The organism is Vibrio sp. SCSIO 43140, from assembly GCF_023716585.1.
In the GTDB taxonomy this organism is placed as follows: domain Bacteria; phylum Pseudomonadota; class Gammaproteobacteria; order Enterobacterales; family Vibrionaceae; genus Vibrio; species Vibrio maritimus_B.
Map to the genome: position 1 here is coordinate 1,257,227 of NZ_CP071851.1, position 23,079 is coordinate 1,280,305.

Consider the following 23,079-nt stretch of genomic DNA (forward strand, 5'->3'; position numbering starts at 1 on the left):
ACGTGACGCCGTGAAATCGAGCGCACCTTTTACATCAGCCTAAACATCCATAACTATTAGAAGGCAATAGTGATGCTTGATGAACTCTTTGTCGCACTAGGCACCATACTCAGTGTTCAGCATATGGCATTTATGCTGGGCGGCGTTGTACTAGGTCTTGCCATCGGGATTTTCCCCGGTCTTGGTGGGATAGCCGGCTTATCACTGCTTCTCCCATTTCTTTATGGGATGGACCCCATTTCAGCTCTTGCAATGCTTATTGGCCTCGTTGCCGTTATCCCTACCTCAGATACCTTTACTTCCGTCCTGATGGGCATTCCTGGCTCTAGTGGCTCCCAAGCGACAGTGCTAGACGGGTTTCCGATGGCCAAAAAAGGCCAAGCAGCTCGCGCTCTTTCCGCCGCGTTTACCTCCTCTCTATTTGGTGGCTTGTTCGGCGCGGTCATCTTAACCGGATTTGTGCTAGTGGCTCGCCCTGTCATTCTCGCTTTTGGCTCAGCCGAACTGTTTATGCTGACACTGCTTGGCTTAACCATGGTCGGTGCTCTAGCAGGAAAGAGCCTAATTAAGGGTCTTACTGCCTGCGGACTCGGTGTCTTGCTCGGCAGCGTCGGCAGTGCACCGGCGACCGGCGAGTATCGAATGACGTTTGATAACTTCTATTTAATGGATGGCTTGCCTCTTGTCGTTGTTGGCTTGGGTATTTTTGCGTTGCCAGAAATCATCGATCTGCTGCGTCAAAACAAACCTATCGCAAGTGCAAGTCAGCTTGGTAGCGGCTGGCTAAGTGGAATCAAGGACTTCTTTAAGAACAAATGGTTAGCGATGCGCTGCAGTATTATTGGCTGTGTGGTTGGCGCACTTCCTGGCTTAGGCGGAAGTGTTGTTGACTGGATCGCTTACGGTCACGCTGTTCAAACCACCAAGAAAGACGCTGATTTTGGACACGGTGATGTCCGAGGCGTAATTGCTCCTGAGTCCTCAAACAACGCCAAAGAAGGCGGTGGCCTTGTGCCAACACTGCTATTCGGGATCCCAGGTTCTGGCGGAATGGCGGTATTCCTTGGCGGTATGGTATTAGTGGGCTTGGAGCCAGGCCCGGCGATGGTGAGTACAGACCTAGATGTCACCTACACCATTGTGTGGTCACTGGCGATTGCTAACCTATTTGGCGCGGCAGCGTGTATGTTTATCTCCCCTTGGGTCGCTAAACTCACCACGATTCGCTACACCCTTCTCGCTCCGTTTATGGTGATGGTGATCTGTTTTGCGGCTTACCAAGCAACTCGCGATCTAGGTGACCTAGTTTCACTCTTGGCGATCAGCGTTCTTGGTGTCCTCATGAAACGATTCGACTGGCCACGCCCAGCATTTCTTATCGGCTTCGTATTGGCTAGCGGCATGGAAACCTATCTCTACCAAGCTGTGCAGTTTGATGGGGCTGCTTTCCTGCTCCGTCCAGGTGTCATGATCATTGGTGCGATTACACTATTATCTCTGTTCTTTATGATTCGTTCGAATGCTAAAAAGAAAGCGGCAGATGAGCCTAAGCCAATTGTGAGCGCGCAGCCCCATGTCCGTCGTCCACAACAACTGTTCGCTATCGCGGTTAACCTTGTTTTCGCTTACGCAATTTACGACGGTTACCAGCAAAGCTTCTTAGGCGGGATCTTTACTATCGTCATTGCGAGCTTTATGTGGCTACTCTCAGCCATCATCACCTATCGCTTGTTTACCGACTCTGAGTTCAATCCCATTTACTTCGACAATGAATACGAACAAGGATATGCCTATGACACCGATACAACCAGCCTGTGGCACTACCTCTACTGGCTTGCCGCTCTAATTATCGGTTGCTACTTCGTAGGTTATGTCATCGCAATTACTGTGTTCTTCTGTGTGTTCTTAGTCAATAAAGCGGGCGTGTCTTTGGTACGTGCAGTGTCAATGACAGCTGCGGCATCAGGCTTCCTTCTTGGGTTAACGCACTTGATGGTGCTCGACTTACCAATCGGCCTTCTTCAAGAGAATGTCGATTTACCGTGGCCTATTGGATAACAGGAGAGAAACTATGTCGATAAGAACCATTTTAATGCCATTCGCCACAACTCAAAATGCTCAAGAGCGCCTCGGCGGCGCGCTTGAAGTGGCTAAGTATTTCGAAGCTCATTTAGAAGTCATGCACGCGCAAGTTGGCGCTGGGCAGTTATTACCATCTGAGAATCGATTGATAAGCAGAAGCCTCTATCAAAAAATCGACCAAATGGTAAATGAGTACATTGAAGAGAGCATCTCTGAGTCTAAAGAAGTGTTTAACCGACTTTGTGACGATCACAGAGTCAAGGTTTCAGAGCCTATTCGAGGTGAGACGACAGCGCTTTGGCACGATATTTTTCGCTATCGTGCTGAAGTTGTCAGCGAGCATGGCAAAGTCTCCGACTTAATCGTTATTCCTAAACCCAGTAACGGCAAAACAAGCGTTAGCTTTGAAGCGGCAATTAAACACAGCGCACGTCCAGTGCTACTTATGCCGCGCAAACAATCTCATTTCAATCCACAAACCATCATGATTGCATGGAATGGCGATGCCGCAGCAGCGAGAGCCGTTCACGCATCTCTGCCAATTCTCAAAAAGGCTAAAGAAGTGGTGGTCGTGAGTAGTGAGCGCTCTTTAGTGGATAAGCCAGATCAATACGCCTTGGCTAAATACCTACAGGCTCACGATGTGCAAGTGTCAAACTCTGTACTCGATACTAATAAAAGGGAAACACCAAAAGCCCTACTCGACTTTGCACAAACATTACCCGCTGATCTCATCATTGCTGGAGCATTCGCACACCGCAATTTAAGCAGATTAGTATTTGGTGGCGTTACCAAGAAGCTGCTTTTTAACCAGACTATCCCATTACTTGTGATGAGTTAACGAACCACTAGGAGCAATGATGACTAAAGGACTTATCAAACTGTTAGCGCTATTCTCGCTCACAGTCAGTGCAGCCAACCCGACAACAAACCAGTATCAAAGCGAGGTGTTTTTTGTTGGGGGTCAATACAAGAAGGTCAATAACTCGACCTTATTTACTGGGCAAATGTTCGTAGAAAAGTGGACACCAGAGAAAGTAACCCAGCCACTGCCTATCGTTCTAATCCACGGTGCTGGTCAATCTGCCGTCAACTGGATGACGACACCAGACGGTAGAAAAGGCTGGGCACACTATTTCATTAACCAAGGATATGTTGTCTACATGGTTGATCAACCAGCGCGATCCCGATCGGCCTGGCACCCTACCACAAATGGTGATTTGAGAATCTTCAGCGCAGAGGTTATCGAGAAAAAGTTTACCGCATCGGCCCAGTTTGAAGGACAGTGGCCTCAAGCAGGATTACATACCCAATGGCCAGGTTCTGGACGACAGGGCGACCCGGTTTTCGATCAGTATTATTCAAGCATTGTCGAGTCTCTGAAATCACATGTTGAAAGCAGCGAGCTTGTTAGTGCTGCAGGAGTCGCTTTGCTCGATAAGATAGGTCCCGCCATCCTACTTACACACTCACAGTCAGGCCCCTTTGGATGGCTTATTGCTGACAAGCGCCCTAACCTAGTTAAAGCCATCGTCACTATCGAGCCTAGTGGCCCACCAATTAAAAACAAAGCAGGAAAATCAAGCCTGCCTTGGGGAGTCAGCGTTATACCAGTGACCTATGAACCAGCAATAGCTATGCCCGAAGAATTAGTCGTCGCTCAACAACCAATAACAGACAGTAAAACTCTTGTTCGTTGTTGGGAGCAGCAAGAACCTGCACGACAGCTTGTTAATCTCAAAGATATACCTGTCTTGTTTATGGTGAGTGAGTCTTCATATCATGCTGAATATGACCATTGTACTTCGAACTGGCTAACACAAGCTGGAGTGAACAATGACTTCCTTCGACTTGAACAACAGGGTATACACGGAAATGGTCATATGTTGATGTTAGAAAAAAACAATATGGAGATAGTGAACCTAATCAATAGCTGGTTATTGAAAAAGACCGCTGCGTTAAATTGATAAGTATATGACTAGAAGATTGGAAGGCAAGAATTGGAGCGTGCAGCGGGAATCGAACCCGCATCATCAGCTTGGAAGCATTATACCCACTCAATTTTTTATTGGCGAAAAACTCTAAAAAGCTTCAATTTCAATATTTTACCAAACCACTCCCTATCAAATCTCGATCTCATTTTTCACCATTTTTGATCGATTTTTTTTAACTTTGAGTCTCGAGCAATGTACACTTATTGTACATTTTATGACTTAGACGAGCGTTTGAAATGTCTCATATTTTGTCGAATCGTTCAAAAAATCGATTAGAATTTTTGATTCATAGGGCTGCCCTACCCGCCTTTTCGTTCTTTCATTCTCGGCAGTTTTAGGTGGATAAAGCGGTTATGCAGCAGCCTTCTTTAGATGAGATTAATGTCGGTCTCACGCTTCAGGCCGTGTGTATATCAAACAACAAAATCGCCATTATCTCCGGATTTGAATCATTCAGTTTTTCATTAACATCACTGAAGCTCATCGACTGCGAAGTGCTTATTCACGATGAGATGAATGATGTTGAAGTCGAGAAAAGAGCATGGTTGGCCGTGTTACGCACCATGCTTTCCTCAATCGACAACAAATCAGCAGAAGACTTTCGTCGAGCACTTAACCAACAGGCGCCAAACACCATCATTAAGTCTCTTTTTGATAAGAATAAATTGAGCCAAAAACAGTTCTCCGCCATAACACATTCTTCTAGAAGCTCTCTCGCTCAGCAAAACGCCAAAGCACAACTCCAAGAAACGCCGTCCAATGAAGAACCTTCCATTTTTGAGCGACTGTTACAGGAGAAAAAACGAGATGTTTGAGGGCGTAAAAGAGCGGTTTAAACATAAGAATATCGAGCGTTTTCTAACGCAGCTCTTCCCATTCGACGAGAGTCACAATGCTCTTATCGCAACTGAAGTCATTCGGCTATGTGCCGTCATCAGAGAAGAATATAGAAACGAATTCCCTGAAATCCCCTTTCTTGTTTCAGAAGCCCATAGAGTACAACGCCCGCCAGCTTCGGCAAATTTGCACGATATAGTCATCTCAATTTCGAATAGTAAAAATCTTGGTGTCCAATATCTACCTGCTTTCTTGTCATCCAACCTTTTACTGACCTCCTATGACCGAAACAAATTCGACCAATATAAAGCGCTGACTTTTTTATCCGTGGCGCGCCTTTCATTTATTGGCACGCATCAATCCAAAATCAAAGACATCTGTAATGACGTGAGGTTATTTGCCAATGGTAAACGAGAAACAATGACCGCTTACTTACCAGACATTGAGCAACTCAATTTTCACCAGCTTGTAGAAGCGTTTCAAACTCTTGTTGATGAAGAGAATGATGTTCGTCCCCCCAAATCAAGTGGTCGACAAACTTAATCACTATCGCCGACCCTATGAGTCCACTTTAAACTACTCGGACGGCTACACTCGTAATGTTACTAGTAATGAATTCAAAAAAAGTGGTCGCCTTGAGCAAGGTGAACTCAAAACACTCGATGACGATGGTGAAGAAGGGTTATTTGAGCTAACACAGTTCAACGAATGCCCCAAATCAACGAGTCATAGCTGGCAAAAAGAAGACCACCACGGTAAGAGCAGTCGAACGACAAGTATAGTCAGCAGCTATACCCATAACCAACCGAGCTATGCAGCTGGGGCATTGCATGCTCGCGCCATTCAAGCTCGTATTGAAAGCGAGACATGAGCTTGGCTTGCGATATAGACAGTGCGACTATTTATGAAATAGGAGCCTTGGTTCGCTATTGCATGGAACAAATCGGCACCAATTCAAACACTTTGATGGCAGCCAAGTTATTGCTTGTTATGCTATTTAGCGGCAGTACCTACACCCAAGCAAAAAAACTGAAAAGTAAACGCTCCTCGCGCCGAAAGCTCGTAGGCTTTTGCCGAAAGCACAGGCTGCCTTCTCAAAAGCAGCGTACTGAGCTCCTGCCTCTTCTGACAAAAACCACGGAAGAGTTTTGGTTGCCTTTACCGCAGATTGTCTGTCAGAGCTTGAGTAGCCTTACTTTCAGAGATGTGGAAGAAGCGGAGCTGAAAGGATTGCTCAGTTACATTAACAAACGGCATGATACACATCTAACACTGAGAAAAGTAACATCCTATCTCAGACAGAAGCTGTCGCATGAAAATGTTGACTCGACCATTATTGCTTTGCTTACAGGTGAGGTAATAAACACCATACCTGCTGTGTTTTACCTCCAGCTTTCTCATGGATACTTACTTCAAACATACAACCGTTACTTGGACTTCCTATCACACTTAACTCTAGATCCCTCCGCGTTAACTCTGTTCGATGAAGTTCCCAGCCCTTCATCGCTTGGTTCACCCCTATGTATTGAAACGGATGTATTGTCTTCATTGTTTTCACACCTTCAGTCAAAACTGAACTCAAAGCAGCCAAAAGATGAATGCTTCCATAACAACATCACAATTTACACTCAGCTTGTTCTTGCGATTGCATCAGGCTATCGCCCCGTCACCGGTTGGTTTGGAAAAATCACGCACCTATCGCTGCAAACAGGCGACTATTGGATTTCAGACAAAGAGTCCGGTATTGGTGATAATAGCCGCGTCATCAAGCTTCCAGACATCACGATTAAAATCCTCGACAACTATTTGAGCTATTGCAAGCGACGAGTATTACAACTCGCCAACACTCAACCGAAGTTATCGCTCGAATATCAACGCTTACTCGCAGGGGAGGCGCATCTCTTTTTTTACTTAAGAGAAAGTCAGTATGAACCATGTACACCATCAAACTACGCATTTTTCATTGACTCAGTCTTCCCTCTCCAAGCCAATTGGGCACGACATCACGCTCGATCACTATTAACGGCAAAGGGCGTAGACACGTCAGTCATTAACGCTTGGATGGGACACATGAATCAATCTAAACGCAGTTTTCACGAGTTTAGCACTCTCACCCGCCAACATATGGTGACGGTCTCAAACATCCTTAACGAACATCTGTTAGATATTGGCGTGGAGGCCACCTATGACTGAGATTGGCGTCGAGGCTCGCCGTAAAAATCGACTGAACCAGATTGAGCGAGTCAATCAAAGAGCACAGCAAGTATTCGAGAAATATTTCCCGAACCCTGTCATAGTGCCCAAGCCAGAACATTTTTATAAAGGCAGGGCGAAGTTCATCGATGACCTCACTAACATATTTGGGCGAATTGGCGATTACCGACGTGCCTTTAACGTCGGTGTAAAAAACGTCCTCAGTTATCAAAAACTCTATAATTGGAAGGTCAGCCCTCCAAGTTACATTGTCACTAAAAAGCCGCCTAAACCACTTCGCACGATCGATTGGATGCAGAGTGCTTGGAAAGGCTATGAGTTATATCAACATTGGTACTTCGGTGAGCTACTGAAGTCGCCAGCTCAATCCAAAGACGCACCCAAGATCAAGAATGAATGATAAGTCAAAAACTAAACAATCGTCCCCACTTTTACTGCATTTGTTCCACATGATGGGCATCATGATGATGAATCTAAACAATGGGGATGAGGTTGCATCATAGAGGCACAAACTCCGGCTCATATTATCCTATCGCTCCCAAACTAAACGAGCCTCACAACATTGATAGACTGGCTTTTTGGGGATAGCATTTGAGCCTTGCACCTTTTCGACCAACTTGCACCCGTCCACTTCGCTCATAAAAGCGTCGTGGTTAGCTTGTCGGTTTTCATTGGCGATTTTGACGCGTTCAATTACTTGATCGAAAGCCTTATCAACGAAAGTGCAAACCAAAACCGTAGCGAACACCAAGAGCCCTGTACCGAGTCATTTATGCTCGGAGATGTTGTCAGTTATCCAGGCATGAAAACAAATCAAGCAATGCAAGCGGGGAAGGCCTCGTTTGTTTATTAACTTAGCTATTCGACGACTCTTATTCTTAAACGAGTATGTTCAATGGCATTAAGGGGGCTGCAAAGATCATTTTAGATTTCACTGCTACATCCTAATAAAATTAAGCACGTTAACACAGATACAGAACCAAGCACGTACATCACTTATATTCGAGTTGCTCATCACACTATGTGCTCTGGTTCAATATCTTATTTTCCCTGGCGGCCAAATTAGCGAACAGCGCACAGAATAATGCCACTCCAGCAATAAGGTATAACGGCACCAACCATGCTTGTGTTGTCGAGTGCAAATAACCAATAAGCGACGGTCCTGTCGCTGCTAAGGCGTAGCCAATACTCTGAGATAGACCAGAGAGAGTTGCGGCCTGCCCTGGTGTCGTCGTTCTCAAACCGATGAATGACATACCAATGATAAATGTGGCACAGTTTGCTAATCCGAACAGCACGACCCAAATAGGTGCGAGCTGCGAGTAACTAGCCAAACCAATAACCGCGACAAATACCGTAAATGCGCAGAGTGAGATCAACCCACGTTGGTTGTTAGACCTTGAAAGAAATGGCAATAGTATCAGCCCGGGAAGCATGGTCGATAACTGCAACAATCCATATAAATACCCCGCTTCTGTGTCACTGTAGCCAAGATCACCTAACATTGTCGGTAACCATCCTGCCAATGAATAAAAGGTAAACGAGTTCAATCCGATGCCTAAGGTTACTTGCCAAGCGACTGGACACTTGATGAGCTGCCAGGTTGTCACTCCAACGTGATTGTCTTGTTTTGTTTCTCCTCCCCTCTTTGTTCCCTTTAGCACGTTTGGTAGCCATATAAACAGCGCTAAGATAGGAAATATTAAATTAAACAACAGTGCGAGCTGCCAACCAGTAAGGTTCGCCACATCGATATTTGATATCGGTACCATAAGACTGGAACTAAGTGTCGCGCCAGCCCCCATGATAAATACGTAAAGGGAGGTGATCATCGGTATGCGTGTTGGAAAGTTCACTTTAACGACGACGGGCAATAACACATTCCCAGTGGCAATTCCGGCCCCAATTAACATAGTACCTATGTGTAGTGGCAATAATGAACCGATCGATCGTAATATCACGCCCAAACCAATAAGCAATACTGCAAGCAACAAACTAGGATACAAGCCCAAGCGGTGTGAAATAGTTGCAGCAATGGGTGATACCATGGCAAATGAGAGTAAAGGCAGCGCTGTCAATAGCCCAGCGGCGGCACCGCTAAGGGCAAGCCCATCCATGATCTGACTGAGTACCGGTGCCAAGCTGGTAAACGGTGCCCTAAGATTCAGAGCCAAAAACATGACCCCAATAAATGCGACTACTTTCCCTCGATTGAAGGTCGTCATTACAAGCCTCTCAATATATGTGTTATTTTATTATTTTATAGAAAACTGACTGCTTTGGCAGTTAAGATCGTTACTATTTTATCCGGTACTACGTTGCCACTTTTACCAACATTGTATTCTCAGCAGTCGAGTCACTTTTCCTTTTATCCCACCATTTGAAATGATGATTGCAGCGGCATATTTTGCGATAATCATGTACCATTTAATCACCTTCCAAAGGTTGACATAAGAGTAAAAAATAGCGCTTAATAAAGGGATTGGCGAAGCATTGAGTCAACTCCAACCCAACTAAACATAACCAATCACTGAGCCCTACATGCCAACGATCAAAGATGTCGCCAAAGCGGCTGGAGTATCAACCGCGACGGTTTCTCGTGTTGTAAACAAATCTCCTAAAGCGAGCCAATCTTCCATTGATGCGGTGACGCAAGCAATGCAGATGTTAGGCTACCGCCCCAACGCCGCCGCGCGAGCCTTGGTAAACCAAAGCAGTAATACCATAGGGGTGTTAGTGGGTGATGTTTCTGACCCATTTTTTGGAACGCTTGTCAAATCAGTCGATAAAGTTGCTCGGCAACATGGAAAACACCTTCTTATTGGTAATGGCTATCACAGTGAACAAGATGAACGGACCACGCTTGATCTGCTCATTAATAGTCGCTGTGAAGCGATTGTGGTACACGCTAAAGCCTTACAAGATGAAGAGCTCATTCGCTACGCTCAAGAGGTAAAAGGGCTGGTCATTATCAACCGCAATATCCCAGAACTTACCGAGCGCTGTGTGTCGTTGGATAATAGTAAAGGGGCATATCTTGCGACTGAACACTTAATCCGCCAAGGGCATCGACACATCGCTTGTATCGCCTCAAAATCTGACATCAGTGATACCAATGAACGCTTACTGGGTTACCGAAGCGCATTGCGAGACAACAACATTGCATTTGTAAACAACTATGTGGCATTCGGTGAGCCTAACAGCGATGGCGGCGAAATGGCCATGACTGAAATCCTAAGTAAATCATTGCCATTTTCTGCCGTGGTCGCCTACAACGACTACATGGCCGCAGGAGCAATGACAACACTGAGACAGAACGGTATTTCCGTTCCTGAGCAAACCTCTATCGTGGGCTTTGATGATGGGCTAATCGCGCGCTTTGTCACACCGAGCTTAACCACAATCCGTTACCCTATCGAGTTGATGGCAGAGCACGCGACACGCCTAGCATTAGCGCTATCCCGCAATGAAACGTCTGACGAGAGCACGATTATATTTAGCCCTACCTTAGTGTCTCGACATTCAGTCACCGCACTAAGATAACTAACGCGACCATCACACCCACAAACAACAAAGCTCTGCCTCAATCAAGCAGAGCTTTAATATCATGTTCCGCAAAGTCCCAACCCATGTATGGCTACCGAGTTGGAACAATCGCCCTAGAAGTCAAAACAAAACGTCGTCTGATAACGATACTCCTGATCGGGTTGCAGAATACAACTTGGTTGCGGCCACTCTAGTTGGTTTGGTGAGTCTGGTAAAAACTGTGTTTCCAACGCCACCCCAGCATAGTTGTCATAGGTGCCACCTTCGCGACACGGCTGACCAGCAAGCCAATTCCCCGTATACAGCTGCAATCCTGGTTTATCTGTGACTATCGACAGCGTTACCGAGCCGTCTGGAGCGACCAACCTCGCAACGGGTATCGACTTGTCACGATCCGGGTTCAATAGGTAACTATGGTCATAGCCTTTTGCCATACGCTGTTGGTCATCTTGTAAGAGATCGTCACCTATCGGCTTTGCAACACGGAAATCAAAACTGGTCTCCGATACTGTTGATAGCATCCCTAGAGGGATCCCTTTATCGGTTGTCGGTGCATAATAATCTGCATCTATCACCAATTGGTGCGTCAAGCAGTCGCTTTGCTGTGATGACAAGTTGATATAGGCGTGATTCGTTAAACCTATCGGCGTAGCCTTATCGGTCGTTGCACGGTACACAACTTCAACTTCATTTTCTTCCGTTAACGAATAAGTCACACTCACTGTAAGATTACCAGGAAACCCCTGATCACCATCTTTAGAATCAAGAGTAAACGTGACCTGTTGCAGGGATTGATGTTGGATCGCCCAACGCCGCTTATCAAATCCTTCAGAGCCTCCGTGGTGGCAGTTTCCCGCCTGATTTTGGCTCAACTGATAGGTTTTTCCGGCAATCGAAACCTGACCGTTGGCAATTCGATTTGCATAACGGCCAACCGTCGCGCCCATATAGCTGGTGTGTTCGTTAAACTGCGCCATGGTACCAACGCCCAACAGCACCTCGCGCAATTCCCCCTCAGGTAATGGCAATCGACAACTCAACCAAGTTGCACCGATATCCATAAAGCTCACCGTCATGCCGTGGCTATTCTGTAACTCGACAAACTTAGCCGGCATACCATCAGCCGCAACCTGTTGAGTTATCCTTGCTTCTAGAGATTCCTTCATAACTACACCAATTGTTGTTTATAGAGCCTCAACCAATCCTGCACCATCTTTCGCTTTGCAGACATAAATAGACTCTTTCAGACCGGTCTCGCGTTGATATTTTTCTTGCACCACGGCAGTAACCCGTTCCACCAATGTTGGCGGTACTAACGCAACAATACAACCTCCGAAGCCGCCGCCAGTCATGCGTACGCCGCCCTCTTCACCAATCACCTCTTTGACCATCTCTACTAAAAGATCGATTTCAGTCACTGTGATTTCAAAATCATCACGCATCGAGGCATGAGACGCTGCCATCAACTCCCCCATGCGTTTCATGTCATGATCGCGAAGTGCTTTAGCAGCTTGTAAAGTACGATCATTTTCGGTAATCACATGTCGAGCGCGTTTAGCCACCATGTCATCTAACGTCGAGCGCTTATCATTAAACTGCTCAATGGTGACATCACGAAGTGCACTGACACCAAATAGGCGTGCCGCTTCCTCACACTGCTCACGACGTGTGTTGTATTCACTGTCAACCAATCCACGCTTCTTGTTCGAGTTGATGATCATTACCGACATATCTTCTGGCATTGATACCAACTCGGTTTCAAGCGTTCGGCAATCAAGCAACATCGCATGATTCTCGCGACCTTCCGCCGAAATCATCTGATCCATAATTCCACACTTACAGCCAACAAAATCATTCTCTGCCTGCTGACCGATTAAAGCAATATCTGCCTGGCTAATTTCCAGGTTGTGTAGAACCTTAAATGTTTGTCCAATTACAACTTCAAGCGCAGCGGAAGAGCTTAAACCCGCTCCCTGAGGTACGTTTCCACTAACTGCTATATCTGCGCCGGTGAACTCGTAGCCTCTTGTAATCAAACAACTAACTACGCCTCTGATGTAATTAGCCCACATCTTATCTTGTTGGAAGGTGATGGCTTGGCTTAGGTCAAATTCATCGATGGCATTACCATAATCAGCCGAGACAACACGCACTAAGTTGTCGTCACGTTTGGTTGCCGCCACAACAGCCTGATAATCAATAGCACACGGTAGAACAAAGCCATCGTTATAGTCTGTATGCTCACCAATAAGGTTAACACGTCCTGGAGCTTGGATAATGTGGCTCGGCTTGTAACCTAGAACCGCTTCAAATGAAGTCATAACGTTTTGTACGAGTTCTGACATGAGGTATTCCTTGTTTATTCAATATATTGCAAAGGGTTTACAACCCTAAGAGCCAAAAATTACGGTTGCTCTTTATAGTGGATATCACTTAAATCACGTAGGCGCTGTGCGGCTTGCTCAGCAGTTAAATCGCGTTGACTTTCTGCAAGCATTTCGTACCCGACCATGAACTTACGTACCGTTGCACTGCGCAACAATGGTGGGTAGAACAATGCGTGAAGCTGCCAATGTTCGATGTCAGTGCCTTGTTCAAAAAATGGTGCATAGTGCCAGCCCATGGAATATGGGAATGAACACTTAAAAAGATTGTCATAACGACTCGTCAGCTTTTTAATAGCAATCGCTAGGTCATCTCGCTGTTCATCGTCCAATTCGTCCATTCGACGGATGTGTTTTTTAGGCAACAACATTGTTTCAAATGGCCATGCAGCCCAGTACGGTACGAGAGCAACCCAATGCTCAGTCTCTACTACGATGCGAGAACCATCTTTCAACTCTGCATCGACATAGTCGACCAGTAAGTTACGTCCATGTTCTTGGTAATAAGCCTTTAAATTCGCTTCTTTCCTTTCGATCTCGTTCGGTAAGAAACTGTTAGCCCAAACCTGCCCATGTGGGTGAGGTTGTGAACAGCCCATTGCTTCGCCTTTATTTTCGAAAGCTTGAACCCAAACGTACTCCTTACCTAGAGCCTCAATTTGCTCATTCCATGTGTCTACGACACCACGGATCTGATTCACTGATAATTCTGGCAACGTCTTACTATGATCTGGGGAAAAGCAGATCACACGACTAAGTCCACGAACTCCCTGAGTTCTGAACAGAGGGTTCTCACTCTCAGGCGCATCAGGTGAATTGGTCTTTAGCGCTGCAAAGTCATTTTCGAATACGTATGTTCCTTTGTAATCGGGATTAACATCCCCGGAAATACGCTCATTTTCTGGACAAAGAAAACACCCTTCGTCATAGTGTGCTAATGATTCCGTCGACGGTTTTTCATCTGCGCCACTCCAAGGACGTTTGGCACGATGAGGAGAGACTAAAACCCACTGCCCGGTCAAAGGGTTATAACGACGATGTGGGTGATCTACGGGATTAAATTCAACGTTTGACATTTTTATACTCATATCTTATTAATAGAGGGGCTTTGTTCTAACTAATTAGTTAGTAACCTTGAGGGTTCTTTGATTGCCAATTCCAGGTATCAATTGCCATATCAGAAACACTGAATTTTGCCTTCCATCCAAGCTCTAACTCTGCTTTTTCAGAACTAGACCAACACTCAGCAATATCACCATCACGACGTTCGCACAGTTGATATGGGATTGGGTTACCACAAGCATTCCCAAATGCTTCAATCATTTCTAAAACACTTGAACCTTTACCGGTACCAAGGTTATAGACATGCAAACCATTTTTAGGGCTAGCTGAATTAAGTGCTGCAATATGACCATCGGCGAGATCCATAACATGAATATAATCACGTACGCCTGTCCCATCTTTCGTTGGATAATTACTGCCATATACAGAGAGCTTGTCACGACGACCTACCGCAACTTGGGCAATAAATGGCATTAAATTATTAGGAATACCTTGCGGATCCTCACCAATTAAACCAGATGGATGTGCACCTACCGGATTGAAATATCGTAATAGTGTGATGCTCCAGTCATTATCGGAGTGGAAAAGATCGGCTAAGCACTCTTCAACCATATATTTACTACGACCATATGGATTGGTCGTTTTTCCTGTTGGGCTCTTCTCTGTAATTGGCACAGTCTCTGGATCACCGTAAACAGTTGCAGATGAACTAAATACCAACTTTTTCACACCAGCTTCACGCATACAGCGAGCCAGTGCAATAGAACCGTTAACGTTATTGTCATAATAATCTAGAGGTTTAGCTACAGATTCTCCCACTGCTTTTAAACCAGCGAAGTGAATTACGGCATGGATATTATGGTCAGTAAAAATAGACTTAAGAACCGATTCGTCACGTACATCACCTTGATAAAAAATAGGCTTACAGCTCGTTAACTCTTCTATTCTGTCTAACACATTCAATTTTGAGTTACACAAATTGTCAATTATTATCGGCTCAAATCCCGATTTAATCATTTGTACACAGGTATGACTCCCGATATAACCTAAACCACCCGTGACTAGTACTTTCATTTTCCACCTCCGACACATCAATATGCTTAAACTATTACAAGGCCACAATAGAGCCAACTCTTAAACGACCATGTTCAAACTAGGTCTAATCTTACCGTTGAACCATCTGTCATTCCGTGATCTACCGCACACCAGTGTAAACGTTTACACGTTAGCATGCAAAATTATGAAGCTAAAAACAGCGTTCACTGGGCCTTTAAGTGCTTTTCATTACAAAAGTATGAATACCCCTAGAATAAAGTGATAACGTTTACATTCAAATGGAAATGATTAAGTAACAATCCCTTCTCCGTCATTTTCGCCATAGTAAAACTCTACAACGTAAAGCTGCGACCATAGTTCAATCAAAACGGGGTTAGGCATGTGGCGCAGAGTCAAATTCAGTGTCACAACATAGATCTTCACTGAGTTCGAAAACTCAAATTGGGATATGAAGCATGCACTGAAAAAAACAGTAAAAAAAGAGCGTCAATGAAGACGCTCTGGTTGGGATTCTTAGCGTTGCGAGCAATTTTTGAAAGAGCTCGCTCTGCCTCATGGACAAGACTAGTGTTCAAGAGGCAGCCGCCATAGGCGGTTGTTTAGGAATGACAATAAAAGGGGATTCGTGTCCCCAGTTATGAACAAGTTAGAAACTTTGATGAAATGCAACGTTGTTTTTAAGATTAATTATCTGTTTCAGAACAACATCTTCTGGAGCATCTCTCTTATATTTAACTGAATCTTTTGCATCCATAAACAGACTAAACACTTCATACCCATGATTTGTAGCTGCTTGATAAAAATAATCCAAATCACTATTTTTTGAAAACGAGTTGGTTACAGCGATAGTTTCTATACCATCTCGCATTAAATTCAACACTGACTCCCTACAATACTCATCAGCATGAACTTTTAGTTTCTCGTCATATTTGTTTTGACCATATCTTGCATAATAATCCCAACAAGAAACAACATTATCACTAATCGTATTGGCAAACTCAGTTTTACCGGTACCAAATGGACCGCGAACAATATATAGAATTTTCATAATTACTCCTCCATGATTATGATTTACGCTGTGATAGGTTCTTCATTTGCTTCTTGATTTTTTGCTTTCTTCGACCCACTTAATGTAAATAGTGCAAGAATAGTCGCGGCAGCAGAGAATACACCAAAGTAGATATAACTCATTGGGAAGCCATGCGAGTCGTACATCGTGCCCATCACTGGTGCAGCAATCGCAGTCATTAAGTTATTGATTACTTGGAAACCGAACATATAGGTGAAGGAGTTAACTTTCTTATCAAACTGTTCCGCAATATAAGCAAAAACTGACACGATAAGTAGCGGATTGACAATACCAAACAGTAGTTTTGCTACTATAGCGAGGTAGAGATTTTTCTCACCTAAGCCAGCGAAGCCAATCATCAACAAGAATGAAGTGATACCAACCGCAGTTAGTATTAAGCTTCCTTTTGCACCGATTTTCTTAATAATAAATGGTACGCCAGCACTAACTGCAAACAAGAATATTGCCGTAATACCATCCATATTTGAGCTAAACGTAATACCCTCTTCTTGCGTTGGGAAGAAACTGATGAAGTAGCGAGTAAATTGTGACATTGATGTCCAAAAAACAACAGAAATCGTTCCGGCATAAGTCATGAATGCCCACATCTTTTTGTTTTTCAGAAGCTTAATAACATCTTCTTTCTTGATTTTCTCAGCCGATAGAACGTCATTGTCGACTTCGTCCAAGTGACGCACTCGCAATGAGAAAGCAAAGAACAACATTAGCAATGCCGCAACACTACATGCAACAAAGATAAGGTCTGGGTTAATGTTATATAGGTAGCCCGCTAGAATCGCAGATGCACCCCAAGCAGCAATACCAAAACCATTTACCAAACCAAAGTCATTGTTGTGACAACGTGCAAATCGGTCTGAATAAGAAGCAATAACCCCACTACCTGCTTGGAACAACATTCCTAGATAAATCGAACCAACGATAATCCCAGGTACAAACGTAGCTTCATTACTTAATAGTGGACCATATACATAGATATAGAATGGCCCAATTAAAACACTGAGAACTGAAATAAAGTACAGTAGGTTTTTCTTAAGACCTAGTTTATCCATGATATAACCCATGGCAGGTTTAAATAAAACAGCTATACCTGTTTGTAGTCCAAATAATACACCTATTTGTGAACCATCAATACCAACTCTATCATTCAGCCATACCGCGAATAGCGAACCTGAACTCAAAGACCAAAAAAAGTTGTAAAAAAAGTACATAAGACAAACTTTGCCCATTGCTACTTTATTCGAATCGGTTTTCATATTTACTCCGTCATATACCCAAACAGTCACTACTTCGACTTGTCCAAAATTTCTAAAGCCAATTTTATAGTGTTAAACAAAAGCAGACAGTGACAGGTGTAACACTTTGGGCTATTGGACCACACTAAACTCAAATTTGGTGAACCAAACAGATTGAAAAGTTAACCTGTTTCGAATTTATTGAGAGAAACTCGAGAAAAGACAATTTATAGCCAGCTCAACGGGTGACCGTTTTGTATTGGTAGCCGACGCACCATGGAAGAATTGAAAGGCCGAACACTAATGACATTACATAAAAAAAAGGCGAACCATGAAATACAAAGTTCGCCTCGTCGCAATAATAACGGATTCTAACTATTGAGAAACTCGTATACCCCCGGTGCGACAGGAATTCCACTCTCCAGACATTCAGATTTGTATTCAACTTGCGGATCGTTTGGCGCAAGCACCTTGTCAAATCCCGGTGCTGGCTTAACTTGTCTTAACTCACTCACCATAGAGGCCATCGATTGAGCAAACAAAGGCGTTCCAAATTGTTCAGGATTGATCACAATAACCAAACTCGCTAACTCGCGCATCTTATCGTAATCACTATACATTCCAGTAATGTTGTTACCGTATTTAGCGCCCATAAGGATCCCAGTTAATGCATCAATAGCTAAAGCAATACCGGAGCCTTTGTGACCACCAAAAGGCAGTAAGTTTTCCACCTTGTGCGGATCAGTTGTTTGATTACCTTCAGCATCAATCGCGACACCTAACGGAATTGAACTACCCGTTTCTTTTGCATGTAACAATTTACCAAAGGCAGTGGCGCTGGTCGCCATGTCAATAATCATGGGATGACTATCCTGAACGGGAAAACCAAACGCTATTGGGTTAGTTCCAAGAAACCGACCAACGCCACCATGAGGGGCCATACAAGCATCCGTTTGGGTCATGCCAATGCCAATCATTCCTGCTTCAGTTGCCATATTCATAAAATAAGAAAGTGCACCACAATGTGAGGCTTTTTTAATACTGACGAACCCAAGCCCAGTATCCCTGGCCATATCGATGGCGTATTGCGTGGCAGCAGCGAGTGCAGGATGCCCTAACCCATCGTCGGCATCGAATATACCAACAGAAGGTGAAATTTTTTCAAAATGATGAGTCGTCATTGGGTTTAAGCCACCAGCGTTAACTCGCTGGCAGTAATGCTCTACACGCATTACACCATGAGAATGAACACCTGTTAGGTCAGCATATATCAACACATCCACAACGCAACGTGCGTCCGCAGCGGTAAAACCTGCTTCTAAAAGTTTTTGAGTTGCCATTGCTCTCAACTCTTTTTCTTTTACCCTAACTGTCGTCATATTCACCTCTTAAACCTGATGTTAGAATCGCCTAAACGTTTTCAGAACTATTCATTGTCTTTCCACGGGCCAAACCCACCTCTGGTTGACCAATACCCTCTATTTATAATGAATAGTTGAACTAATTTCAGTGATAACAATCACAAACAACAAGAATGCAACGCAGATGGCCAACCAATCGATCGAAATATGTTCAACACTTTATACAAGCATCGAAGCGTAGGCATTTTTTGCGGGGTAACGCTAGTCTGGAATAAGCCGCTACCTGCCCTTTTATAGCCGCCATGCACTTTAAATCCCTTGCGAATCATAGGCTGCTGCCTATCACTTTCTAAAACACAAATTTCGTGCGCACTGTCACGCAATGCATCAGTTTAAGATACGACTTATTGCACCAAAATTAAAATTGGTTTACCTTTCTAGAAAATAACATGATTCTCAGAGGTAAAAATGGACAATTCAGGGAAAAAGCTCAGCCTCGCTAGCCGTCGCGCTATCGAATTGGGCTATGACAAGAAAGGCCCGGAATGGATGGTAGAGTTCGACGTTATCGATTTGAAAGGTGACTTTGAGTTTGAAGATGGTGTGATTAGACGTGACCCAACGGCCGTCATTAAAGCTGACGAACTATACCACTGCTGGTACACGAAGGGCGAAGGCGAAACACTCGGTTTCACAGGCAATATCGCCGATAAAGTGTTCCCATGGGATCTCACGGAAGTCTGGCATGCAACGTCTGAAGATGGCATCACGTGGAAAGAGCAAGGACCTGCCATACAAGCGGGAGAAGCCGGTCAGTACGACGACCGCGCCGTGTTTACGCCAGAAGTGCTTGTCCACGACAATAAATACTATCTCGTATATCAAACTGTAAAATCGCCTTATACCAATCGTCAATACGAAGAGATTGCAATGGCCTGGTCAGACAGTCCATTTGGTCCTTGGACTAAGTCTGAAGCGCCGATTCTGAGCCCTTCGAAAGATGGCGAGTGGCTCGGTGACGAAGATAATCGATTTATCGTGAAGTCAAAGGGAAGTTTTGATAGTCATAAAGTTCACGATCCGTGTTTAATGTTCTTCAACGATAAGTTTTACCTATATTACAAGGGTGAAACAATGGGTGAAGAGATGAATATGGGTGGGCGAGAGATAAAGCATGGTGTTGCGATTGCAGACCATATTCTAGGTCCATATATTAAGTCAGAGTACAACCCAATAACGAATAGTGGTCACGAAGTCGCGGTATGGCATCATAATGGCGGAATCGCTTCTTTGATTACGACAGACGGTCCAGAGAAAAACACGATTCAATGGGCAAAAGACGGTATTAACTTCGAAATCATGTCTTATATAAAGGGAGCACCTGAAGCATTAGGTATTTTCCGCCCAGAAGAACAAGAAGATGCCTTGACGCCTGGACTCGAATGGGGCTTGTGCCATAAGTACGATCCATCATGGAATTGGAATTTCATTTGCCGTTACCGTGTTAAACGACAAATACTCGACGCAGGCACATTCCAGAACAGCAATTAACCTAAAAATTATAGCAACTACATCGTATCATCTCTGACAGCTTGGAGATGATACGTTTTTTGTCAATTGCCATTAACTATCTAATATTATTACGCTTACTCCAAGCGTAAAGGGAATATCGACCAAATATAAGGCTATTATTATGCCAAGGAATGAAGTTTTATTTAATGATGATTGGCAGTTTCTCTTAAAGAGTACACCAAACTTCTTAGCAGATGACTGGCAATCGGTTCGATTACCACACGATTGGAGTATTACCTTACCATTTTCAACGGAATTAGATGGGGCAACAGGCTATCTTCCCGGTGGAATTGGTTGGTACAAAAAACAGTTCATAAATCCAAAATCAATCCAACAACAAAAAGCCTTCCTAGTTTTCGACGGGATCTACAACCATTCACAATTATGGTTAAATGGTACACATCTGCATACTCAACGCTACGGTTATTCTCCGTTTATTATCGACATCACAAAACACTTAGAAGGTGATAATGAGTTACTAATAAAAGTTGACCGAACGCGTTACATCGACAGCCGTTGGTATACCGGATCAGGCATATACAGAGATGTACATTTAGTAGTCACTGAAGAGTCTCATATCGCTTTATGGCAAAATAAAATCACGACGCCATTAATTAAACATGAATATGCTGAAATTAATCAAAATGTCACGATTGATTTTTCATTATCAGACGTTAATAAAACGGCGACATTGGTCTCAAAAGTATTCGCTGTAGACGGACAAGAACCCGTATCGGTGTGCAGATACGAAGCGATTATTGAAACCGAGTCCGAAGAATACAATCTCACCCTACCCGTAGAGAGATCTAGACTCTGGAGTACAGAATCGCCCTATCTCTACACCGTGTTATCAAAGCTTTATGTTGATGGTGTCTTGCGCGATACCACCGAAGAAAGATTCGGCATACGAAGCTTCAACTTTGACCCGGTTGAAGGGTTTTCATTCAACACGAAACCAATGAAAATTCAGGGAGTATGCTTGCATCATGATGGCGGTATTGTAGGAGCAGCTGTACCACGAGAAGTCTGGCATCGTAGATTGCTCACTCTCAAAAGTGCAGGTGTTAATGCTATCCGAATTGCGCATAACCCCGCATCCAATGAACTGCTAAATCTCTGTGACGAACTAGGTTTACTCGTACAAGATGAGCTCTTCGATGAGTGGGATTACCCGAAAGATAAACGCCTCAACATGGGCGAACAACACAGTGACTATTATTCTCGCGGCTCCTATGAGTATTTTCAAGAAGATGCAAAAAAGGATGTAGAGAACACTATATTATGCCACCACAACCATCCATCCGTGTTTATGTGGAGTATCGGCAACGAAATTGAATGGACATACCCTAGAAATGTTGAAGCAACAGGATTTTTCGATCCAAAATGGGATGGTAACTACTTTTGGAGTCTTCCACCGAACTCTCCATCTCAGATCGCGCATGAGCTAAACACGTTACCCAAGCATCAATATGACATTGGTCAGACCGCTCAGCGTCTTGCTCGTTGGGTTAAAGCAATAGACCCTAATCGACCAATCACCGCCAACTGTATTCTCCCATCAGTCAGTTACCTTTCTGGCTATGCTGATGCTCTCGATGTAATAGGCTATAGCTATCGACGTGTCATTTATGATTATGGTCACCAGCACTACCCTCACCTACCAATTATTGGTAACGAAAACCTACCACAATGGCATGAATGGAAAGCTGTTATTGAACGTCCATTTGTTTCCGGGCTTTTTCTATGGACAGGAATTAATTACTTAGGCGAGTCACACAATCAATGGCCAACAACAACGACTAACAGTGGATTGCTTGATACTGCGGGATTTAAAAAACCAGGTTACTTTTTGTTTCAATCGCTCTGGACCAAGACACCTCTAACCAAAATTTACACACACCGATACAAAGACAGCCACCTTGAGATAGATAAGGCGAGTTACTCGGCGTATGAAGGTGATCCCCATCAGTGGGAGCAAAAATTATGGTCGTGGCATGAAGTAAAACAACACTGGAATTACGATGACAATGAATGGGTCATTATTGAAGTTATTTCCAACTGTCCTAGTGTTGAGCTTTGGGTGAACGATATCTCATATGGTGTACGTCACTTAGACAAACAGAATGATCGCATGTTGCGTTGGGCTGTACCTTTCTCGTCTGGCGTTATTAAAGCGATCGGCAAAAACAGTGACAACTCGATATGCGTTAACACCATCGCCACGGCTCATGAACCGCATTCCATTAAAATCAAAGAAGACGTGGTTTCCAGCAGCGATCAAGTAAAACACCTAGTGGTCTCACTCATTGATCAAAACGGTGTGCCGATTGTGCATAAAGATACGAGCTGTACACTCGACCAAACAAATAACCTCGATTGGTTAGGCAGTGATAATGGTAATGTACAGAGTCAGACGTGCTTCTCGGATAAAAAACTAAACACCTATCAAGGTAAAACGTTGTTATTAGTACGCACTCAAGATCCAAACGAAGATTGGTCCTTGTCAGTACGACATCCAGTTCTTGGTCGTTTTACTTATCATTCAAACTCATCAACAAAAAACAATCACTAAAGAACATGCGGAAAAGTACTCAAGACTCTTGCTACTTGACTATATTCATCCACCAACTTTTTCGCATTTTCGCAACG

At 44.0% G+C, this 23,079-nt stretch carries 19 protein-coding genes; 11 read left to right on the forward strand and 8 right to left on the reverse strand.

The annotated features are described in order from the left end of the window. Positions 1-72 precede the first annotated feature (72 nt). From J4N45_RS24190 to J4N45_RS24225, 8 genes are all read left to right on the forward strand, one after another. Positions 73-2,058, forward strand: coding sequence for a tripartite tricarboxylate transporter permease (locus J4N45_RS24190; protein ID WP_252014989.1), 1,986 nt, complete (start codon positions 73-75; stop codon positions 2,056-2,058). Positions 2,059-2,071: 13 nt separating this feature from the next. Continuing rightward, positions 2,072-2,923 (forward strand): universal stress protein, encoded by an 852-nt coding sequence (locus tag J4N45_RS24195; protein ID WP_252014990.1) that lies wholly within the window; start codon positions 2,072-2,074, stop codon positions 2,921-2,923. 19 nt (positions 2,924-2,942) lie between these two features. Continuing rightward, a complete protein-coding gene (locus J4N45_RS24200; RefSeq protein WP_252014992.1) occupies positions 2,943-4,049 on the forward strand; it encodes an alpha/beta hydrolase in 1,107 nt (368 codons plus the stop codon). Positions 4,050-4,414: 365 nt separating this feature from the next. Beyond that, on the forward strand, positions 4,415-4,891 hold the full coding sequence (locus J4N45_RS24205) for a hypothetical protein (protein ID WP_252014994.1): 477 nt from the start codon (positions 4,415-4,417) through the stop codon (positions 4,889-4,891). Continuing rightward, the gene (locus tag J4N45_RS24210) at positions 4,884-5,456 is read left to right on the forward strand and encodes a hypothetical protein (protein WP_252014996.1); all 573 of its coding nucleotides are present in this window, start codon (positions 4,884-4,886) and stop codon (positions 5,454-5,456) included. Before J4N45_RS24205 ends, J4N45_RS24210 begins: the two co-directional genes overlap by 8 nt. After that, on the forward strand, positions 5,416-5,784 hold the full coding sequence (locus tag J4N45_RS24215; RefSeq protein ID WP_252014998.1) for a hypothetical protein: 369 nt from the start codon (positions 5,416-5,418) through the stop codon (positions 5,782-5,784). Before J4N45_RS24210 ends, J4N45_RS24215 begins: the two co-directional genes overlap by 41 nt. Further along, entirely contained in the window at positions 5,781-7,106 is a 1,326-nt protein-coding gene (locus tag J4N45_RS24220; protein ID WP_252015000.1) for a hypothetical protein, read from the forward strand. Before J4N45_RS24215 ends, J4N45_RS24220 begins: the two co-directional genes overlap by 4 nt. Next, positions 7,099-7,527 (forward strand): hypothetical protein, encoded by a 429-nt coding sequence (locus J4N45_RS24225; RefSeq protein ID WP_252015001.1) that lies wholly within the window; start codon positions 7,099-7,101, stop codon positions 7,525-7,527. Before J4N45_RS24220 ends, J4N45_RS24225 begins: the two co-directional genes overlap by 8 nt. A 619-nt stretch (positions 7,528-8,146) precedes the next feature. Here the strand turns inward: J4N45_RS24225 and J4N45_RS24230 are convergent. After that, the gene (locus tag J4N45_RS24230; RefSeq protein WP_252015003.1) at positions 8,147-9,352 is read right to left on the reverse strand and encodes an MFS transporter; all 1,206 of its coding nucleotides are present in this window, start codon (positions 9,350-9,352) and stop codon (positions 8,147-8,149) included. Between the two features lie 316 nt (positions 9,353-9,668). Here J4N45_RS24230 and J4N45_RS24235 point away from each other — a divergent pair, with 316 nt between their 5' ends. After that, positions 9,669-10,670, forward strand: a complete 1,002-nt coding sequence (locus tag J4N45_RS24235; RefSeq protein WP_252015005.1) for a substrate-binding domain-containing protein — start codon at positions 9,669-9,671, stop codon at positions 10,668-10,670. A 116-nt stretch (positions 10,671-10,786) separates the two neighbouring features. Here J4N45_RS24235 and galM read toward each other — a convergent pair whose 3' ends face one another. The 7 genes from galM to J4N45_RS24270 form a co-directional block, all read right to left on the reverse strand. After that, positions 10,787-11,839: a galactose-1-epimerase gene (galM, locus tag J4N45_RS24240; RefSeq protein ID WP_252015007.1), complete on the reverse strand. Its 1,053-nt coding sequence runs from the start codon at positions 11,837-11,839 to the stop codon at positions 10,787-10,789. An 18-nt stretch (positions 11,840-11,857) separates the two neighbouring features. After that, complete coding sequence (galK, locus tag J4N45_RS24245; RefSeq protein WP_252015009.1) at positions 11,858-13,018, reverse strand: galactokinase; 1,161 nt, start codon at positions 13,016-13,018, stop codon at positions 11,858-11,860. 59 nt (positions 13,019-13,077) lie between these two features. Continuing rightward, entirely contained in the window at positions 13,078-14,133 is a 1,056-nt protein-coding gene (locus J4N45_RS24250) for a UDP-glucose--hexose-1-phosphate uridylyltransferase (protein WP_252015011.1), read from the reverse strand. Between the two features lie 49 nt (positions 14,134-14,182). Beyond that, positions 14,183-15,193 carry a UDP-glucose 4-epimerase GalE gene (gene galE, locus J4N45_RS24255; RefSeq protein WP_252015013.1) on the reverse strand — a complete coding sequence of 337 codons (1,011 nt, stop codon included), beginning with the start codon at positions 15,191-15,193 and terminating at the stop codon, positions 14,183-14,185. A 628-nt stretch (positions 15,194-15,821) separates the two neighbouring features. Beyond that, on the reverse strand, positions 15,822-16,223 hold the full coding sequence (locus J4N45_RS24260) for a hypothetical protein (protein ID WP_252015015.1): 402 nt from the start codon (positions 16,221-16,223) through the stop codon (positions 15,822-15,824). Positions 16,224-16,246: 23 nt separating this feature from the next. Next, positions 16,247-17,518 carry an oligosaccharide MFS transporter gene (locus J4N45_RS24265; protein WP_252015017.1) on the reverse strand — a complete coding sequence of 424 codons (1,272 nt, stop codon included), beginning with the start codon at positions 17,516-17,518 and terminating at the stop codon, positions 16,247-16,249. A gap of 350 nt (positions 17,519-17,868) precedes the next feature. Continuing rightward, entirely contained in the window at positions 17,869-18,876 is a 1,008-nt protein-coding gene (locus J4N45_RS24270; protein WP_252015018.1) for an Ldh family oxidoreductase, read from the reverse strand. A 450-nt stretch (positions 18,877-19,326) separates the two neighbouring features. On the opposite strand from J4N45_RS24270, the gene J4N45_RS24275 reads away from it, so the two are divergent. Then, the gene (locus J4N45_RS24275; protein WP_252015020.1) at positions 19,327-20,409 is read left to right on the forward strand and encodes a glycoside hydrolase family 117 protein; all 1,083 of its coding nucleotides are present in this window, start codon (positions 19,327-19,329) and stop codon (positions 20,407-20,409) included. Positions 20,410-20,551: 142 nt separating this feature from the next. After that, positions 20,552-23,002 carry a glycoside hydrolase family 2 TIM barrel-domain containing protein gene (locus J4N45_RS24280; protein ID WP_252015022.1) on the forward strand — a complete coding sequence of 817 codons (2,451 nt, stop codon included), beginning with the start codon at positions 20,552-20,554 and terminating at the stop codon, positions 23,000-23,002. Positions 23,003-23,079 lie beyond the last annotated feature (77 nt).

Bases quoted from the DNA above. Each gene is read 5' to 3' on its own strand.
- J4N45_RS24190 (WP_252014989.1), top strand. From the start codon at position 73: ATGCTTGATGAACTCTTTGTCGCACTAGGCACCATACTCAGTGTTCAG.
- J4N45_RS24195 (WP_252014990.1), top strand. From the start codon at position 2,072: ATGTCGATAAGAACCATTTTAATGCCATTCGCCACAACTCAAAATGCT.
- J4N45_RS24200 (WP_252014992.1), top strand. From the start codon at position 2,943: ATGACTAAAGGACTTATCAAACTGTTAGCGCTATTCTCGCTCACAGTC.
- J4N45_RS24210 (WP_252014996.1), top strand. From the start codon at position 4,884: ATGTTTGAGGGCGTAAAAGAGCGGTTTAAACATAAGAATATCGAGCGT.
- J4N45_RS24215 (WP_252014998.1), top strand. From the start codon at position 5,416: ATGATGTTCGTCCCCCCAAATCAAGTGGTCGACAAACTTAATCACTAT.
- J4N45_RS24220 (WP_252015000.1), top strand. From the start codon at position 5,781: ATGAGCTTGGCTTGCGATATAGACAGTGCGACTATTTATGAAATAGGA.
- J4N45_RS24225 (WP_252015001.1), top strand. From the start codon at position 7,099: ATGACTGAGATTGGCGTCGAGGCTCGCCGTAAAAATCGACTGAACCAG.
- J4N45_RS24230 (WP_252015003.1), bottom strand. From the start codon at position 9,352: ATGACGACCTTCAATCGAGGGAAAGTAGTCGCATTTATTGGGGTCATG.
- J4N45_RS24235 (WP_252015005.1), top strand. From the start codon at position 9,669: ATGCCAACGATCAAAGATGTCGCCAAAGCGGCTGGAGTATCAACCGCG.
- galM (WP_252015007.1), bottom strand. From the start codon at position 11,839: ATGAAGGAATCTCTAGAAGCAAGGATAACTCAACAGGTTGCGGCTGAT.
- galK (WP_252015009.1), bottom strand. From the start codon at position 13,018: ATGTCAGAACTCGTACAAAACGTTATGACTTCATTTGAAGCGGTTCTA.
- J4N45_RS24250 (WP_252015011.1), bottom strand. From the start codon at position 14,133: ATGTCAAACGTTGAATTTAATCCCGTAGATCACCCACATCGTCGTTAT.
- galE (WP_252015013.1), bottom strand. From the start codon at position 15,193: ATGAAAGTACTAGTCACGGGTGGTTTAGGTTATATCGGGAGTCATACC.
- J4N45_RS24260 (WP_252015015.1), bottom strand. From the start codon at position 16,223: ATGAAAATTCTATATATTGTTCGCGGTCCATTTGGTACCGGTAAAACT.
- J4N45_RS24265 (WP_252015017.1), bottom strand. From the start codon at position 17,518: ATGAAAACCGATTCGAATAAAGTAGCAATGGGCAAAGTTTGTCTTATG.
- J4N45_RS24270 (WP_252015018.1), bottom strand. From the start codon at position 18,876: ATGACGACAGTTAGGGTAAAAGAAAAAGAGTTGAGAGCAATGGCAACT.
- J4N45_RS24275 (WP_252015020.1), top strand. From the start codon at position 19,327: ATGGACAATTCAGGGAAAAAGCTCAGCCTCGCTAGCCGTCGCGCTATC.
- J4N45_RS24280 (WP_252015022.1), top strand. From the start codon at position 20,552: ATGCCAAGGAATGAAGTTTTATTTAATGATGATTGGCAGTTTCTCTTA.